The sequence below is a fragment of the Paenibacillus sp. FSL R5-0475 genome, from assembly GCF_038004585.1.
Lineage (GTDB): Bacteria > Bacillota > Bacilli > Paenibacillales > Paenibacillaceae > Paenibacillus_AQ.
This window is the reverse complement of record NZ_JBBORK010000001.1, coordinates 1003488-1021116: the sequence shown is the minus strand read 5'-3', so window position 1 is coordinate 1021116 and position 17629 is coordinate 1003488. Positions and strand designations below refer to the sequence as shown.

13 protein-coding genes are annotated in these 17629 nt (G+C 42.1%); 5 read left to right on the top strand and 8 right to left on the bottom strand.

Annotated features, from left to right (window positions below; translation table 11 throughout):
* Positions 1 to 307 precede the first annotated feature (307 nt).
* The 3 genes from MKX41_RS04225 to MKX41_RS04215 all read right to left on the bottom strand — a co-directional run bounded on the left by MKX41_RS04225 (position 308) and on the right by MKX41_RS04215 (position 4819).
* Positions 308 to 2689 (bottom strand): alpha-L-arabinofuranosidase C-terminal domain-containing protein, encoded by a 2382-nt coding sequence (locus MKX41_RS04225; protein WP_340968847.1) that lies wholly within the window; start codon positions 2687 to 2689, stop codon positions 308 to 310.
* A 197-nt stretch (positions 2690 to 2886) separates the two neighbouring features.
* The gene (locus tag MKX41_RS04220) at positions 2887 to 3792 is read right to left on the bottom strand and encodes a hypothetical protein (protein ID WP_340968846.1); all 906 of its coding nucleotides are present in this window, start codon (positions 3790 to 3792) and stop codon (positions 2887 to 2889) included.
* Between the two features lie 205 nt (positions 3793 to 3997).
* Positions 3998 to 4819: an AraC family transcriptional regulator gene (locus MKX41_RS04215; protein ID WP_042193672.1), complete on the bottom strand. Its 822-nt coding sequence runs from the start codon at positions 4817 to 4819 to the stop codon at positions 3998 to 4000.
* A gap of 116 nt (positions 4820 to 4935) precedes the next feature.
* Here MKX41_RS04215 and MKX41_RS04210 point away from each other — a divergent pair, with 116 nt between their 5' ends.
* A complete protein-coding gene (locus MKX41_RS04210; protein WP_340968844.1) occupies positions 4936 to 8049 on the top strand; it encodes a glycoside hydrolase family 2 TIM barrel-domain containing protein in 3114 nt (1037 codons plus the stop codon).
* A gap of 62 nt (positions 8050 to 8111) precedes the next feature.
* On the opposite strand, the gene MKX41_RS04205 is transcribed toward MKX41_RS04210, so the two are convergent.
* Positions 8112 to 8942 (bottom strand): AraC family transcriptional regulator, encoded by an 831-nt coding sequence (locus tag MKX41_RS04205; protein WP_340968843.1) that lies wholly within the window; start codon positions 8940 to 8942, stop codon positions 8112 to 8114.
* A gap of 122 nt (positions 8943 to 9064) precedes the next feature.
* Between MKX41_RS04205 and MKX41_RS04200 the strand changes: the two genes are divergently transcribed.
* From MKX41_RS04200 to MKX41_RS04190, 3 genes are all read left to right on the top strand, one after another.
* Complete coding sequence (locus MKX41_RS04200) at positions 9065 to 10525, top strand: alpha-L-fucosidase (RefSeq protein WP_340968841.1); 1461 nt, start codon at positions 9065 to 9067, stop codon at positions 10523 to 10525.
* A gap of 208 nt (positions 10526 to 10733) precedes the next feature.
* Positions 10734 to 11759 (top strand): ABC transporter substrate-binding protein, encoded by a 1026-nt coding sequence (locus MKX41_RS04195; protein WP_081382733.1) that lies wholly within the window; start codon positions 10734 to 10736, stop codon positions 11757 to 11759.
* Between the two features lie 140 nt (positions 11760 to 11899).
* Complete coding sequence (locus tag MKX41_RS04190; protein ID WP_340968840.1) at positions 11900 to 13555, top strand: AraC family transcriptional regulator; 1656 nt, start codon at positions 11900 to 11902, stop codon at positions 13553 to 13555.
* On the opposite strand, the gene MKX41_RS04185 is transcribed toward MKX41_RS04190, so the two are convergent.
* The 4 genes from MKX41_RS04185 to MKX41_RS04170 are packed head-to-tail and all read right to left on the bottom strand — an operon-like array spanning position 13556 to position 16470.
* Positions 13556 to 14281 (bottom strand): hypothetical protein, encoded by a 726-nt coding sequence (locus MKX41_RS04185; protein ID WP_339802625.1) that lies wholly within the window; start codon positions 14279 to 14281, stop codon positions 13556 to 13558.
* The gene (locus MKX41_RS04180; RefSeq protein WP_340968838.1) at positions 14278 to 14991 is read right to left on the bottom strand and encodes a fluoroquinolone export ABC transporter permease subunit; all 714 of its coding nucleotides are present in this window, start codon (positions 14989 to 14991) and stop codon (positions 14278 to 14280) included. Before MKX41_RS04180 ends, MKX41_RS04185 begins: the two co-directional genes overlap by 4 nt.
* Positions 14988 to 15842 carry an ABC transporter ATP-binding protein gene (locus tag MKX41_RS04175; RefSeq protein WP_340968836.1) on the bottom strand — a complete coding sequence of 285 codons (855 nt, stop codon included), beginning with the start codon at positions 15840 to 15842 and terminating at the stop codon, positions 14988 to 14990. Before MKX41_RS04175 ends, MKX41_RS04180 begins: the two co-directional genes overlap by 4 nt.
* 1 nt (position 15843) lies before the next feature.
* Positions 15844 to 16470 (bottom strand): TetR/AcrR family transcriptional regulator, encoded by a 627-nt coding sequence (locus tag MKX41_RS04170; RefSeq protein ID WP_340968835.1) that lies wholly within the window; start codon positions 16468 to 16470, stop codon positions 15844 to 15846.
* A 171-nt stretch (positions 16471 to 16641) separates the two neighbouring features.
* Here MKX41_RS04170 and MKX41_RS04165 point away from each other — a divergent pair, with 171 nt between their 5' ends.
* The gene (locus tag MKX41_RS04165) at positions 16642 to 17553 is read left to right on the top strand and encodes a helix-turn-helix transcriptional regulator (protein WP_339270400.1); all 912 of its coding nucleotides are present in this window, start codon (positions 16642 to 16644) and stop codon (positions 17551 to 17553) included.
* Positions 17554 to 17629 lie beyond the last annotated feature (76 nt).

Genomic DNA, 17629 nt, shown 5'->3' with positions numbered 1-17629 from the left:
ATGGATGCAGTGTAGCTACTACCTGTGATTATATTCAAGCTAAGAAAAAGAGCAAGAAGAAAATTAGATTTCGAAGATGTATACACACTAGAAGAACACTGGTCGTGGCTGCTGTCTCATTACATTACTAAAACCTGTGAACCGTGTAAAGATGGTCTGCGTCGGCCAGCTATTAATGATATTGCACCTATCATGACTTAGAATATCCTAGAATGTGATCGTCTGTGGGTGAACAGCTATACAACCGGACATAAACGCCCCTTTGAACCTTTTTAACACTAAGGATTCAGAGGGGCGTTTTTAGTTTTTATTTTATTCTAAAAATCGTTACAGATTGTTTAGGGAACTCATAAGAAAAACTGCTGACCATCGTCGTAAAATTGGTTTGCTTAGGAGAGACAAACTCTTTATTCTCGAAGTTATTTTCATCCTCAAGCTGGTAATCTGACAGTTCATATACTTCGATGGACAAGTCCTTTTTTGCCATCTCTTCTAATATAATCTCTGCAGAAACGCTGTTCTCTTGTACATTCACTGTCTTAAGAATGATATCCCCTGTGGAATCCTCCACACTTGCTGTGTAATACAGCGGTTCGATGATCGGAAGTTTGTCCTCCGTCTCATTGATCAGCTCTCCGTTAATATAAGTACGAATATGTCTGCCTGATACTTCTAGCTTCAGATCGTATTCTACGTCTGTTTCAACTGTAAACATAGAATGTGTAAGCACAGAGTTTCTCCCGTTAATAATTGATGCCACAATGGAATCCTGATTCTGCCAGCCACCTAGTTCCCAATACAAATGATTCTGATCATCTGCTTTACCAAAATAGAACACAAACCCTTTATTCCCTGCGGTTCTAGTAGCCTTAAAATTCAAGGTATAGCTCTCCCACTCCGTCTCTCCAAGCTCTAGTGTTCGTTTGGCCGTTCCGTTCTGAGCAGGATCAAGCAGGTTTGATACTTCTTCTGACAACTCAGAATACGTCTTCACTTCTCCCGTAACATTGTTGACCAGTGTGATTTCTGAATATCGAGCAGCGGATGCATCCACACCCAAGCTAATCGCTCCTGTGATCGCTTCAACTTTGCGTTCCTCAGGTACTGTGAAGCCGTTCGCTTTTATCTCCAGTAGCTGATCTCCCTGATGGTTCATGAATAGCTTTTGAACATAGTAGTTCGCAGTTCCGTACACTTCATGATTATTAAACCAGATAAGATCCGGCTTCCAGTTGATATAATCCACATTGCAGAGCATAGGAGCATAACATGCCAAACCAACCGCATGAGCGTTGTTCTGAAGTCCCGTCATAAAAGCCGCTTCCACTAATGCGTTATAATAGGTATTGCCCCATGAAGCATATTCACCTAAGAATACTTTCGGTTCATCCGCCTTAAAGTCATCATAACGATGATGATTCGCCAGGAACCATTCAGGTGTACAGTAATAATGCTCGTCTACAAGATCAGACCTATTCTCTTTTGCAGATGTCCAGCCCCGATCATATTCCTTACCAGCAGAGAATGGACCGCTCGAATTAATGACCTTAATATCCGGATATTTCTCTTTAATGGCTTGATGAAAGTATGGATATCGCTCGAAAAAGGGTGCACCTACCTCTTCATTGCCGATGCCGATATACTCTAGCCCAAAAGGTTCCGGGTGACCAAGGTTCGCACGTATCCTTCCCCACTTCGATGAAATGTCCCCATTGGCAAAGTCGATCAAATCCAGTGCATCCTCAACCCAGGGCATTAATTCACCCAGCGGCACCATACGTTTATGATGCGGATCGTAGCCGCCCGGAAGAACGGGAATCGGCTTAGCTCCAATATCCTCACAGAACTGAAAATATTCAAAGTATCCTAACCCAAGCGTCTGATTGTAGGACCAGTTATTCCGCCTTGCCGGCCTTTGTGCCACATCCCCTAATGTATTCTTCCATCTGTACATAGAATCTCTGTCATCTGGATTTAAGGAACCGTCATGTACCAGACAACCTCCCGGAAACCGCATGAATTTAGGCTTTAAGTCGGCGAGTAACAGTGAAATATCTTCACGCATGCCCCCAGGTCTGTTCATAAAGGTCTTCTCCGGAAACAGAGAAACCATGTCCAGATATACCCTCCCGCTGCCTTTGGTAACGATTACAAGACGTGAACTAGTATCTGTAGCCTTAGACTTAATAACTGCTTCGTATCGAGTCCATTCGGAGTGATTCACAGCGATTTCCGCTCCACCATGAATGATACCATTTGTACTTTCAATGGATATGATAAGGGGTACGTCAAAGCTTGTCTCCCGACGAGCATATACCGAGAACTTATAATTCTCGCCCTCTTTTACCGGAATACCACTATTGAATCCCAGATTCATTAACCCAACGCCGTCACCTTCAGCCACAACATCAATGGCTACATAATGTGGATTACGATCATTCAAGGGCTCGCTATCTTCCACGGTGATTACAGTTTTCCCATCTCCACGTTCTACAGGCTCCCAAGCCATTAACGCATGATAATCGGCCCGATCTATCGGATCAAATTCAAAGGATCGATTCTGAACTAGCTCAGCATAAAGTCCACCATCTGCCGCATGATTTAAATCCTCAAAGAAGATTCCAAATAAATCACCTAATGCTGCACCACGCTTCTGTGTATGTATTGTCAGAGTTCCTTCTTTCTTCATTCTTTCATCACTCCCTTGTAAAATTCAGTTTAGTTTATATTTATATTACTTAGTTCATATCTATATAAATAATTATAGTGAGTTCACTTCACATTCGTCAATTCAGATGCTTTGAATGTACAACAAAAAAGCCGATATCGTATGAGAATCCATACAACATCGGCCTTTATAACACAGGTCCATTTATACCTACTCATTTATTTAGCAGTCATTTGCCCTACTAAGAACTCAACAAAATCAGTTGATTTGTTCTTATCTTCATCTTCTCCAAACACCCCAATGATCATCTTCCGTGAATGAATTGGAAGGTCTGTAGCAAATTTCGTATCTGTGATATCTACGCCTGTGATCCATTCTTTACCGTTCTCCGTATTTTTTATACGTTTCAAACGAATATCATCTAGAGGAAGTCCCGCTGATTTAACAAACGGCTCTAGATTCTTAAGTCCCTGCTGTTGTCCGATCCAATCAAAAGTAGCATCATCCAAAATAAGAATATTCGGACGATCCGCCGCCAGCATCGCCATCGCGCGCTGGATATAAGTCATGTCTAACGCGCCTCCACCTTCTCCACCTGTTGAGGGAAGGTATACGACTTCCGTCTTTACCCGCTTCCAAGCTGGATAACGATTGACGATCTCTTGTTTAAGCTCTTCATCCTTACCTGATGGATCTTGAGATTCATAGTTTCCTAGGAACATGATAGTTACATCCACTGGCGGGAGTGAAGCTTCATATTTTTTGGCTTGATATTGATTATAAAGAGCGTTACCTCCAAAGATTAGCACTAACAGCACAACGATAGATACAAATGTATGGACTTTGTATAGCCTAAAAAAATTCTCCGATTTACGCGCTATGCCGGAAAATGCTCCCCATTTCTCTAGCCGCTTGTCCTCTGCCTCCTGAATTTCCTGCTGATCTAAGCCGTCTAAGATCGTTTTGTAAGCCAGAAATTCTTCTTCATAGGCTGCAGCCTCAGTTTCTGAGGAATTTGATTTACGGCGTTTCAAGTGCAAATCAAACTTTTTATTCAATTCCTCCCGGGTAATGTCTACAGGCAAGTCCAAACGTTCGTATGCCTCTTTTAACTTCTCATTCAAATTGATGACTCCTTCCTGATGCTTTGCTAGATATCTGATCGTAAATTTGGTTCTATGTATTGAATTAGATTGGACATACACATATTGCAAAAAAATGAGCGAATTCGTGAAAAATACAATATATGAACTCAATTAAACTATATCATGGAGTGCTAGACGCTAACAAGTAAGCGTTTATCATAGGGCTTAGAGGCATTCTATTACTCTAGTCCAAACCATGCAGCTGTTTAAATTGCTCTGGACTCATTCCAGTCAACCGCTTAAATACTAGACAAAAGTAGCTGGCATTTTCGAAGCCCACTAACTGAGCAATTTCATACATTTTTTTATCTCGTTCATTGAACATTAGCTGTTTACTCAAGTTAATACGTTGCTTGTTGATATAGGTTACAGGTCGATCATGAATTGTTTTTTGAAAAAGCCTGCATAAATACTGTGGCGACACTGCAATAACCTCCGCAAGTTCCTTTAATGGGAGGGTCCTATGAAGATTCCTTTCTATATGTCGCAACACCGGTTTAATTCGCTCCAATTCAAGAGCCTCGTTTAGAGGAGAAACTAGATTGCTTTTTAAATCCAGTAGCAGCGCGTATAGTTGTTTGGATCGTTCCAGATTCGTTTCCAGTTCATTACTATCTGACAAGTTGAGCATTTCTTTTAAAGGATTTAGCCACTTATCCTCCTTCAACCTTGCAGGGCCTGATTCGCGGATTCCTGCGTACAGCAGCATTTGACCGGCCTCTCTACCATTAAATGAAATCCATGACAGCTTCCACTTACTGCTGATTGGCGCATACGAATGCGTAATATTCGGGAATAAAAAGAATACATCCCCTGAACCCACAATATATCGTTTCTCCTGAATGACAAGTTCGCCTTTGCCTTCGTGAATCTGATGTATTTGGTAATCCGGAAATCCGGTAGGACGTAAGGTTTCTGCCTGATGCTCCCAAAATCCAATGGTTGTAGCATACAGCGGCAGCATATTCGTATCTTCCGTTTGGCAAAAGATTATTTTACTCTCCATCTGATCACTCGTTTCATATTTTGTTACATTGGATGAAAAATATTTTATATCTCTTACCATTACTCCAATTTATAATATGAATATAATAACATCACTATTATAAAGGAGATTTACTCATGCGAGCAAAATTTGTTTACCAGCCTCCTGCAAACGGTTATCCAGAATGGAATAATAATCCGGAAATCTTCGAACTAAATCGCTTGGATGCACATGCTTCCATGATCCCTTATAGCAATCTAACGCAAGCCCTGGTGGGAGATAAAGAAACCTCGCCATACTACAAAACGCTTAATGGTATTTGGAAGTTCTCTTTTTCCGAAACACCTGATCTACGGGTCGTGGATTTTTATAAAGCTGATTTCGATTGCAGCAATTGGGCTACGATTCCTGTACCTTCTCATTGGCAATTCCATGGGTATGATTACCCGCAATATACGAATGTCCGATATCCTTGGGCGGAATCTGAACCTGATCTCAAGCCCCCCTTTGCTCCGACAAAATATAATCCCGTAGGCTCGTACATCCGAACCTTTACTGTACCTGAATCTTGGAACGGTCAGCCTGTATACCTTAGCTTTCAGGGGGTTGAATCCGCTTTCTATGTATGGGTAAACGGAGAACGGGTCGGTTACTGTGAAGACACCTTTACACCTTCCGAGTTCGATATTACCCCTTATTTAATTGCTGGTGATAATAAACTAGCTGTCGAGGTCTATCGTTGGTGTGATGCCAGTTGGCTGGAGGATCAAGATTTTTGGCGGCTTAGCGGTATTTTTCGGGAGGTCTATCTGTACACGGCCCCTTCTGTTCATGTTGCTGATTTTTTCGTTAAAACCGAGCTAGATGAAGCTTTCGTACATGCGGATTTAAACGTAGACATCAAAGTAGAGAATTATTTTAACGAGAAACTAAACCCTTATACACTCCAAATGCAGCTATACAATAAAGAGGATCAGCCTGTATGGGAGGCTCCAGTATCTACGTTTACTTCCTTTGATCAAGAGGGTGTTCAGCATTTCAAGCTTTCTGAACATGTAGAAGACCCTTATAAGTGGAGTGCTGAGACACCGTATCTGTATACATTGGTTCTCTCCATGATTGACGATAAAGGAAACACTACTGAAACGGTCAGCTGTAAGGTCGGATTCCGTACCTTTGAGATCAAAGACGGACTTATGAAGATCAACGGCAAAAGAATTGTACTTAAAGGCGTTAACCGGCACGAGTTCTCTTGTGACACAGGACGTGCGCTATCCAAAGACGACATGATCCGAGATATCAAACTGATGAAAACACATAATATTAATGCGGTTCGGACCTCTCACTACCCGAATCAATCTGTTTGGTATGAGCTTTGTGATGAATACGGACTTTACGTAATCGATGAAACCAATCTGGAAACGCACGGTACTTGGCAGTATGGGCAACAAGGTGTACATGAGGGAAATGTACCTGCTAGCAAACCGGAATGGCGGGCCAATGTGATTGACCGTTGCAACTCCATGATGCAAAGAGACAAAAACCATCCTTCGGTTATCATCTGGTCACTGGGGAATGAGTCCTACGGTGGTGATAATTTTATCGCCATGCATGACTATCTCAGAGAAGCTGACCCGACACGACCTGTTCATTATGAAGGAATCTTCCATTGCAGAGAGTCAGAAGCAGCTAGTGATATAGAGTCGACTATGTATGCTAAACCGCACGATGTTGAAAAATATGCGCTAAGTCATCCTCAGAAGCCTTACATCATCTGCGAATACAGCCATGCTATGGGGAATTCTTGCGGTGGATTACACCTATACACCGATATGTTTGACAAGTACGATGTATTTCAAGGTGCATTTATTTGGGATTGGGTGGATCAGGCTATCCGAACCAAAACATCCGAAGGTGTCCCATATTTAGCATATGGTGGTGATTTTGGTGAGTCGCCACATGATGGGAATTTTAGCGGAAACGGATTACTTTTTGCCGATCGCTCGGTTACTCCAAAGCTATTTGAGGTCAAAAAATGCTATCAAAATATTAAAGTAACTGCTTTAAATATCCGTGAAGGTCTCTTTCAGATTCGTAATAATTTTTTATTTACCGATATTGAACAATACGAACTTAAATGGGAAGTTTCTTTAGACGGAGTAACTGCGCAAGAAGGTTTGCTGCAAATCTCTGCTGCACCAGGAGAAATCGTTGAATGCACTATCCCTTATGAACTGATTTCACATAGAGGTGATCATGAAGCTATTCTGAATCTCTCCTTTATTCAGCGTTCAGAAACTTCTTGGGCTGATGCTGACCACGAAATCGCTTGGGAACAGTTTATTTTATCCCCGCGTATCGTGACAAAGGCTCCAAAGACAACGGATGGAACGTTACATGTGCAGGAACATGAAGGTGCATTGACCGTACAGGGTGGGAATTTCACTCTAAACTTTAATACAACAACTGGTGAGCTAAACTCATACTATGCTGCCGGTAAAGAACATCTGCTTGAACCCGTAAGACCTAACTTCTGGAGAGCGGTCACGGATAATGATCTTGGCAATGGATTGCCAAAGCGCTGTGCAGTGTGGAAGCAGGCTTCTAATGAGCGGAATCTGTTGAGCATGAAATATAGAACTGAAGGAAATCTCTGTTTCGTTTCCACCACTTACCTTCTGCCAACGAATCCGTACTCCACCCTTCTGATTCAGTATGAGATTCGCCCTGACGGATCTTTAGAGATCCTGCAAGAACTGAATCCGGGTAGTAGCGCTCTGCCAGAAATTCCTGAGTTCGGAATGATGTTCGTGCTTGCTGGAAGACTCGATACCCTTTCATGGTACGGCCGTGGACCCCATGAGAATTATTGGGACAGACAGACTGGAGCACCTCTTGGCCGCTATACGGGCAAAGTCAGTGACCAGTTCATCCCTTATCTTAGACCGCAGGAGTGCGGCAATAAGACGGATGTCAGATTTGCTTCGATTACAGATGGCAACGACGGATCAGGACTTTATTTTGATAGTGCAATCCCTATGGAAATTAATGCTCTGCCTTGGAAACCCGAGGAATTGGAAGCACATGATCACGTATATAAATTACCAGTCTCGAACAAAAGCGTACTGAGAGTCAACTACAAGCAAATGGGAGTTGGGGGTGACGATAGCTGGGGTGCACCAACCCACGAAGAGTTCACTCTGCCGGCTAATCGCCCATATACATTCCGCTTCACCCTTTCTCTTCTCTAATTTCTTCTATTAAAAAGGCCGTCTCTGGTTGGTTTCTACCAAACAAGACGGCCTTGTTCTATTTATTTCAGCACTACTGTTCCTTGTCTGAATTCCGAAGGACTCAGTCCAACATTTTTTTTGAACTGTTTGGAGAAATAATAAAGATCACTAAAACCGAGATCATGGGCAATCTCACCGACAGAACGTTGCGTGCTCCTCAATAGCTCCTTGGCCTTAGTTATCTTTTTTCTGGTTATATACTGAATGGGTGGAACTCCGATTTGCTGTTTAAATAGCCGGATAAAATAGTTGGGATGCATGTACGCAATCTCTGCAAGCTCATGTATGGTGATATTACGCTCGATATGAGCGTCTATGTAAGTTAATACTTTCGTTAATTTTTCGATCGAGCTTGGATTCTTAAAGATGATTTCGTCTACATCTATGTTCATAATATAATATGAAAATAACTCCATTAACTTACTTTTCGCTAACAAATGAGCATACACCGCATCAGATTTCATATGACTCGTTAGACTACTGAATATCTCTTGGATTACATGAGGATCTACTTCTCTGCATACATGACTTAACTCTATCATATTGAATAGATTTATATCTCCGACTTTTGCGCTGAAATGGCACCAATACTTCTCAAAGGGTTGATCACTTATGCAAGAATAAGATTGATTAGCTCCCTCAGGCATTAAAAAAAGCTGACCAGGCTTCGGATAATATTCCCGATCTCCAATCTTTAACCACCCCTCCCCATCGCAAATAAAATAAAATTTACTATAGTCTGGTGTATAGTCGAGATCTCTCCAGTCACGGCCACAAAGATTGTAATCAGCCATAAATAAATCAACCTTTAAATTGGATAAATAATTTGTAAGCAAAACATGGTTATCCATCCCTTACTCCGCCTTATCAGGTTAGTTTTGTACATCTAAAAGTTAATGTCCTACATTTTGTTTCCTACATCTAATCACTACAATGAAGGTAAGAAATAAGCGTTTGAAAGGATGAGCACAACATGATGGATAAAAGCAAGTATTTAAAAGTGATCGACGATACCATTTCAAATGGAAGATTCAAAGACGATTGGGATTCACTAAGTCAATTTCAAGTACCGACGTGGTATGAAAAAGCCAAGTTTGGCATTTTCATTCATTGGGGTCTTTATTCGATTCCGGCCTTCGCTAGTGAATGGTATTCCCGAAACATGTATATACAGGGATCAAGCGAATATGAGCATCACATTGCTACTTATGGTGAACATAAAGATTTTGGCTATAAAGATTTCATCCCCTTGTTCAAGACTGAGCAGTTCAACGCTGAGGAATGGGCTAATCTCTTCAAATTATCTGGTGCCAAATACGTGATGCCTGTAGCAGAGCACCATGACGGCTTTCAAATGTATAAGAGCGCTTACTCCCACTATAACACATATGAGATGGGTCCCCAGCGGGATTTAGTTGGGGAAATGAAAGACGCTTTTGAGCTTCAGGGATTAGAGTTTTGTGTATCTTCCCATAGAGCTGAACACTGGTTCTTCCTGTCTCATGGCAAGGAATTTGATTCCGATATTCAAGAACCGCTTGTATGCGGAGATTTCTATTGGCCATCTATGACGGAACCCGATCATCAGGATTTATTCGGCTCTCCGCCGAATAAAGAATTTCTGGAGGATTGGTTAATTCGCTGCTGTGAGCTGGTGGACAATTATAAGCCGAAGGTCTTTTACTTTGATTGGTGGATTCATACAGCTGCCTTCAAATCCTATCTTAAAAAGTTCGCCGCTTATTATTACAATAAGGGAGATGAATGGGGGACTCCGGTTGCAATTAATTATAAGCATGATGCATTTATGTTCGGCTCAGCGGTACCAGATATTGAAAGAGGACTTTTCTCCGAGCTTAAGCCTTATTTCTGGCAGACGGATACAGCTGTAGCCAAAAATTCATGGTGTTATACAGCGGATAATGATTATAAGTCTGCCATGGAGATCATCAGAGATTTAGTAGATATCGTAAGTAAAAACGGCAATCTCCTACTCAATATAGGACCTAAAGCAGACGGAAGCATCCCCGCTCAGGATCGGGAGATTCTTCTTGCCATTGGAGATTGGCTAAAAATAAATGGTGAAGCGATCTATGATACAACCTACTGGCGCACCTTCGGTGAAGGTCCTACTAAGATCGTCGAAGGGCAGTTTACGGATGGAACCACAAAGACTTTCACTAGTGAAGATATCCGTTTTACAGTTAAAGGAAGTTGTCTTTATGCAACCGTTCTTGTATATCCAGAGAATGGGATCGTTCATATCCAATCTCTTAAAGAAAAGTCCACCCACTTCCATGGGATAATAAAAGATATCCATATCTTAGGATTTGATGAACGGCCTACTTGGGAAAGAACAGATGAGGCATTAACCATTTATACGTCCACTGTCCACAGTGAGGCTCCGGTTGTTTTACGGATTGAGTTAGATTAAGATAAAAATAGTTTTCTCAGCAGTCCTAATGTAGTTACCCTACATTAGGACTTTTTTGAACCACGTCAGAACAATAGGCTTGTACAAATCAAATAGCCTTAATGTGTTTTGTCCATTGAGTAAAAGGAAACTTTAATTTATGATAGTTTTCGTCGAGAATGATTATCATTATTGGTGATCGCTACATATTTTAGGGAGGCAATATTATATGAATAAGGTAAGACAACCGTTCGCCGTATTATGTGTACTCTTTCTGATGACCACATTACTACTCGCCTGCGGAAACTCAGGAGAACAACCAGCCAAGAACAATGCGTCGAACGCAGCCGGAAATAATACTTCAGCTACCACTGTACCTTCTCCAGAAACATCCGACAAGGGCACTAATGAAACTGCGGCAACTACTCGCTCCTACACGGATTACATAGGCCATACCGTAGAAATACCTGTTAACCCGAAGCGCGTGATTTATTCAGGAGAAACCTATGGTGATCTACTCGCACTTGGTGTGCAAGCGGTAGGATATCCACTTTCCATGGGTGAGGGTCAGGTTTTTGAAGATCAGCTACAAGGTGTCGAAGATGTAGGGTTCCCTATCAATCTGGAAAAGACGCTGGAACTTCAGCCTGATTTGATTATCTATGCAGGAACTGATGAAGCTGATTTCGAGCAGCTGTCCAAAATCGCACCCACGATAATATTTGATACCTTTGCCCCGCTAAATGAACGGATGCTTGATATTGGTGGAATTCTTGGGAAAACGACCGAAGCAGAGGCATGGCTGGCTAAGTATAAAACGAGTGAAGATGCCATGTGGGAACAATTAAAGGCAGCGGGCATAAAAGAAGGAGAAACAGCTTCGGTCTTTACTTATTATCCTGGTGACAGACTATTTGTTATGGCGACGACCGGACTTTCGCAAGTCCTTTATGGAGAGAATGGCTTCAAGCCAACCCCAGCAATTCAGAAGGTCCTTGATGAAGGTATGGGATTCCAGGAAGTATCCATGGAAGTGCTTAAAGAATATGCCGGAGATCGGATTTTCATTCTAACTCCTGTGGCCGATGAAGCCAAGCAATCCACAGCTACTCTATTAAAGAGTCCGATCTGGAAAGGTCTCCCTGCCGTCAAGAACGGATATGTCTATACTCAAGATATTATGAAGACTTCAAGTGATGCAACAACAAGAGAATGGCTGCTCGGTGAACTCCCACAGCTTTTGAATATGAAATAATTTTCACCTTCATGAAGCCTTTGGCACTTAGCTGATAGAAAACTGCAAGAAGCATGTCAACAGCTGTTGATATGCTTCTTTATTTTATATACAATGAATTAATTGATAATGATTCTCACCAAATGAACGGAGGCTTCCTCTTGCTGCAAACATTACCCGTCGCTGCACCGCTCCGCTCGTTGCTGTTTCAGCTGACTGATGCGGAACTACATATTCAACCGGCAGGCTCTTGCTCTAAGGCTCTTTCAGCTCACTTTTATAGACTTCTAATATTCACTGGCGGTAGTGGACAGCTGATCCTTAGCGATCAAACCATAACACTGACTACAGATACATGTTATCTCCTATCTCCTGGAACTTCCTATAGCACGGACAATCAAGAGACGACTCTTTATTATTATCTCATCACTTTTACAGCAATTAATAACGCCGAGTTTCCCGAATATTATTCAGAGGAACTCCTTCCAGGTAGGCAGGAGCTGATTGTCCACCCGTTCACTAGGGTAATCCGCCTTGCTGAAGATCTGCTTATGAGCAAAAAAAATGCCGATGATGTGCATTTTTTTAAGCGGCAATTAAAATTCCAAGAATTGCTGCTCTTACTCTTTGAGCATAATTATCCTTCCGAGCAGGTGCCAAGTCCCGCGGATTCCGTGGAAAAGACCATCCAATATATGCAAGATCACTATACGGAGAGTATCACCGTGAAGCAACTGGCTGAGCTCGCAGGGATAACATTGTGGCAATATACTCCGATCTTTCAAAAGCTTACCGGAAAAAGACCGCTCGATTACCTGACCGAACTGCGCATTAACCATTCGAAGCGTTTCCTTCTAGAATCCGCTGAACCGCTGCGTGAGATTGCTCGTCTGGTTGGCTTCTCCGATGAATATTATTTTAGTCGCCGGTTTCGTCAAAAGACTGGAATTACACCCGGACAATATGCGCATCAGCAAGGTCGGAAGCTTACTGTGAAAGACTGGACTGGCCATGAGGTGGATATTCCGGAGCGTCCAAAGCGCATTGTCTACCATGGTGAGACGCTTGGCGATCTGCTCGCATTAGGTATAAAGCCTATCGGAGGAGATGAAGTCTTTGCATGGAACAGAGTCTATAAACATCGACTTAAAAAGCTCTCTAACGTTGGCTTTCCTCTGGATCCGAAGCTTACCGCTTCATTAAATCCTGACCTAATTATTATAGCTAATTCAGATGATAAGGCCTATCGAGCAGTCGTCGACATCGCCCCGACACTTACCTTTGATTCATTTGCTCCACTTGAACACCGTATGCGGACACTTGGAAGCTGGTTGGGTAAGCAGCACGAAGCAGAAGCATGGCTGGATTCATTCGCAGCAAAAAATGCTGCCATGTGGCAGCAGCTTTATATGAATACTCTTCGACCTGGAGAAACAGCTTCTGCATTGATTTATGACCATGGAAATCATCTATATGCTATGGGAATGTCCGGTTTGTCTACTGCTCTCTATGCCCCTAACGGTTTACAGCCCACAGATGAGATCAAAGCGATTCTCGATGGAGAGTTAGGATTTGCAGAAGTCGATCCAGCAAGGCTGCCTTTCTACGCCGGAGATCATATCTTTATGCTTATTCCGGAACGTCAAGACTCGCGAGTTGCTATGGAGAAACTACTAGACAGCTCACTATGGAAGAATATACCCGCTGTACGTAAGGGGCGAGCTTATCTGCTTGACGGAAGCAAATGGAACTATGGAGATGCTTTAACACGTGAAAAGCTTCTAACGCTGTTGCCTAAGCTGCTTGGAGGAGGCTAATCAATCAGCTCTTTTAATAAAAATCCTGACCATGATGCTCAGAAGACTCAAATGAAATAGAAGTCCCACCATAAAGTATGCAAACACAATAAAACCACTAGAAGCTTCTATAACAAAAAATAACTTAGCAGGCCAATAGGTAGGAATCCACGCCCCGATAAATTGCCATGGTGATGGAACAAAATAAGCTACGATTGGTCCTGCTATAAACAGACCACCGATCTTTGATAAAGCTAATCCTTCTACCTTATTTGCAGCGAAAGAAGCTAGGAATAATGCAAAACAAGGGGCTTCAAATGCTAGTAGTATAAGGATGTATATATGCTCTAATTGGAAGCTAGATAAGCCGGAGACTATAAAAAATAGCGATGAAAGAAATGTACAGAGTAGAGATGGAAGAACTAGACGATACACCATGTATCCTCTGCGCATTAATGGTGTAACCGCGTAATAAGAGATGACATTCTCATCTCTTTCATCAAGCATTAAAAGACCTGTCATCATACCGGTTAGCATTGGAAAGGTCATGACTAAGAAAATCGCAGCAAAGCTACTATATTTATATAAATCGAAAGCATAACCGTTCGTAAGCCAATCGGCTATCATTGGAAATCCAAATCTTGAGACGACTAGAAGTGCTAAAGGAGCAAAGATGCCGACCATGAGCACTGGGTCCAAACCAGTATGCCGGATATCGCTTATAAAAAGCATACGATACTTCTTCATTTTCTTGCTCCTCCCTTACCTATGCGCATCATTACATGATTTTCGAAGGACATTTTTGCCCATACGTATATCACAACATTCCATAGCAGTAATATCGATATGGAGTAGATGTAATTGCCAAATGGCATAGCCGAGGTTCCCGAACTCAACAAGCGAAGTGTTCCTTCCGTAGGAAGCCATAAAAAAAGTTTGGAGTTCCACACCTTAAAATAACCAAGCAAAGGAAGTATAAAAGGCAATGCGAATACTTGTGATAGTAGAATGAAACCATTAATTGTCTGGCAACGAGCCACAACTCCAATCGACAATAGCGTCATAAAGCTTGACGTTAGAATGATTCCAGTAGAAAAGCCAAACGGGGATTGCGGAATCCCGCTTGCTATTACATGAATAACCCAAGCGGCTAACAGGGAGAGTACAGATAATGAGCCTGCTTTTGAAAGCAAATATTCCCTAACACGAATCGGAGTAACAAATAAAGGATCATGGATGCCCTGGTCTCTTTCCAGCAGCACAATCCCCCCTGCGAGAATAAGCCCCAAGGCACTCGGATCGCTAAAGGTCAATAACAACATCGTTTGTTCCCGATAATGATCAGGAATAAGATGCAGCAATACCAAATAAAACGCACAGATAATGACGTAGATCCAATAAAACCCATGCCGCCATTGAAACCGGATGTCAAAGGCAAACGCAGATCTGAATCTCATGTTAACTGCCTCCCAGTTACGTCAATAAAGATTTGTTCCAAAGACGCCTCCAGCGAATGAATGGTTTCTATTGGATGCTCACGAACAAGCTTTAAGAAATATTCGTTCTCCCCAATATCATCAAGTGAGAATTCTTCATTTCTAACTTCATTTTGATAGCGGTATTCTAGCCGCACTCGTTTTTTTCCATTTAGAAGCTTAAGCTCCCGAGGAGAATCAATCAACTTAATCTGACCGTCTACAATAAAAGCGACCCTGTCGCAAAGTTCCTCCGCGGCTTGCATATTATGTGTTGTAATAATTACAGTTGTCCCATTTGCCTTTTTTTCCAGGATTAAATCCTTCATTCGTTTCGCATTGACAGGGTCGAGCCCGGAAGAGGGTTCATCCAGAAATAGAATTTTTGGGTTATTTAAGAGTGCTCTGCAGAAATTCAGCCGCATCTTCATCCCCTTCGATAACTGGGAGACCTTCAAATTTGCAGCTTCAGTGAGATTTACTTGCTCCAGGAGAAACCTCGGTTCCGCTGTTCTCCCTGAATACAGAGAGCGAAATAGCTGCAAATTTTCCAGCGCAGTAAACTTCGAATAGAAATTTGGAAACTCAAAAGCTACCCCTATTCGCTCAAAATACTCCGGTCCGGTATTTCTTATTTCCTTGCCCATTACGTTAACGCTGCCGAGATAATTTTTTAAGACTCCAATTAGTATTTTTTGTGTTGTGCTTTTACCCGCTCCCGAAGGACCGAGAAAACCAAACACTTCTCCTTGAGGTATGGAAAAGTTAAGTCCACTAAGGGTTGGCTCTTTTATTTTTGGGTAGGTAAAATGAAGCTCCTTCACTTCGATCATTTCATACTCCCCCAGTCATATTATCTTTCAAAGAAGTCATCCCCTCAGCCAGAACCCCTATCAAAAGCTCTATAGTTGCCTGATAGCGTTCATCACCGATCTCTTCCTTATGCAAAGACAGGAGGACTACAGAGCGAATCATGCTTACGATTAATCCCGGGTCAATCCCAACCATGATACCTTCGGCTTGCCATAATTGAATGAAAGGAATAAAAAAGTCTTTATCCTCTATAAAATTTTGTTCCAACAACTCATTAGGTAACTTTCTTAATAGCTGCTCCATTTCGCTTCTTACGAACATCTGGCGGACGATCGGACTCTCTTCCATCATGCGGAAAGATTTCAGTAAAAATAATCTGATTTCTTCCTTGTTTACAGGCACGCCTACGCTAAATGAATCGAACATTGTACTACGAATTCGTTGTTCCTCTTCAAGCAATATGTGATAGAACAATTCCTCTTTCGATCCAAAGAACATGTAAAACGAGCCTTGCGCAATCCCGGCAGCTTTTGTTAATTCTTCAACACTAGTTTTTTTAATGCCATGTACTTCAAAACAGCGGCGACCTTCTGTCAACAATTTATGTTTAATCCATTCTCTTTCTTGTTCTGTGAATTTCTTAGGCATACATCTCAACTCGCTTTTATGGTTTTGTGAATAATTTTATTTTATATTCACAAGTTAACCCACCAACCATATTTTGTCAATCTTTTTCTCTGTAAGCGCCAAATCAGCATGAAAAATCTATGCTATAATCATGCAGTAACACGAAATGGACTAATGGGTGGGAATACATAAATGAAGTTGGAACGTTTGATTTCCATGATCTACAAGCTGTTGAACCACGAAGTTTTATCTGCCTCCAAGCTGGCTGAAGAGTTTCAGGTTTCCCAGAGAACTATCTATAGGGATATCGATGTCATTTGTGCCGCAGGCATCCCGGTCGTATCGTATCAGGGAACTAAAGGCGGATATGGCATCATGGACGGATATAAAATGGATAAAAGCCTGCTCCGTTCTTATGATGTCACTTCTTTGATTACCGTGCTGAACAGTCTCTCTTCCGTGTTTGAAGACGAACAAGCGCAAGGAACCATTGAACGGCTGCAAACGATTGGAACAGAACAACAGACTTCTAGTCTAGCGGTGGATTTTGAAACTCGTCGTATGGATCCCGATGCACTTTCTCTTTTACGTACGGCTATTACGGAACGAAATATTGTCCGTTTTGATTACATCAATGTAAAAAACGAACGCACAACCCGTAATATGGAACCAGTAAAGCTTCATTTTAAATATAGCAACTGGTATATCTATGGTTATTGCCAGGAACGACAGGATTATCGAGAGTTCCGGCTATCCCGGATGATGAATTTGCTTCTGACACAGAATACCTTTCATTCCCAACATGAGGTACCCATAGAGGCCGGTTGTTCAAACAGGGCCGATCAGGTTGAGGAAGTCGTTATCCGGGTGGGACCTGAGGCTTTGGCAGAAGCGCTGGACCAATTTCACCAGGTGGATAAGGAATTTCATACCGATGAGAGCATGACGATGCGAATTCCTGTGTATAAACCATTGGAAGCCCGCTGGCTATGGTCAATTCTGCTAAGTTTCGGCAGCGGCGCTGAAGTCCTCGAGCCTCTTGCACTGCGAGGTATCTTAAAAAAGCAGCTGCAAAATACCCTAAATCTTTATGAAGAAGTATGACAGTCTGCTGTCATACTTCTTCTTTTATATTAACAACAGCTACAAAATAATCTATCACAACTCAAAAGGAGATCAT

What these genes read in the sequence shown, in the direction of transcription:
- MKX41_RS04210 (WP_340968844.1), top strand. Translation starts at nt 4,936, where the DNA reads ATGCGAGCAAAATTTGTTTACCAGCCTCCTGCAAACGGTTATCCAGAA.
- MKX41_RS04180 (WP_340968838.1), bottom strand. Translation starts at nt 14,991, where the DNA reads ATGAGATTCAGATCTGCGTTTGCCTTTGACATCCGGTTTCAATGGCGG.
- MKX41_RS04195 (WP_081382733.1), top strand. Translation starts at nt 10,734, where the DNA reads ATGAATAAGGTAAGACAACCGTTCGCCGTATTATGTGTACTCTTTCTG.
- MKX41_RS04175 (WP_340968836.1), bottom strand. Translation starts at nt 15,842, where the DNA reads ATGATCGAAGTGAAGGAGCTTCATTTTACCTACCCAAAAATAAAAGAG.
- MKX41_RS04185 (WP_339802625.1), bottom strand. Translation starts at nt 14,281, where the DNA reads ATGAAGAAGTATCGTATGCTTTTTATAAGCGATATCCGGCATACTGGT.
- MKX41_RS04225 (WP_340968847.1), bottom strand. Translation starts at nt 2,689, where the DNA reads ATGAAGAAAGAAGGAACTCTGACAATACATACACAGAAGCGTGGTGCA.
- MKX41_RS04205 (WP_340968843.1), bottom strand. Translation starts at nt 8,942, where the DNA reads ATGGATAACCATGTTTTGCTTACAAATTATTTATCCAATTTAAAGGTT.
- MKX41_RS04165 (WP_339270400.1), top strand. Translation starts at nt 16,642, where the DNA reads ATGAAGTTGGAACGTTTGATTTCCATGATCTACAAGCTGTTGAACCAC.
- MKX41_RS04170 (WP_340968835.1), bottom strand. Translation starts at nt 16,470, where the DNA reads ATGCCTAAGAAATTCACAGAACAAGAAAGAGAATGGATTAAACATAAA.
- MKX41_RS04215 (WP_042193672.1), bottom strand. Translation starts at nt 4,819, where the DNA reads ATGGAGAGTAAAATAATCTTTTGCCAAACGGAAGATACGAATATGCTG.
- MKX41_RS04200 (WP_340968841.1), top strand. Translation starts at nt 9,065, where the DNA reads ATGATGGATAAAAGCAAGTATTTAAAAGTGATCGACGATACCATTTCA.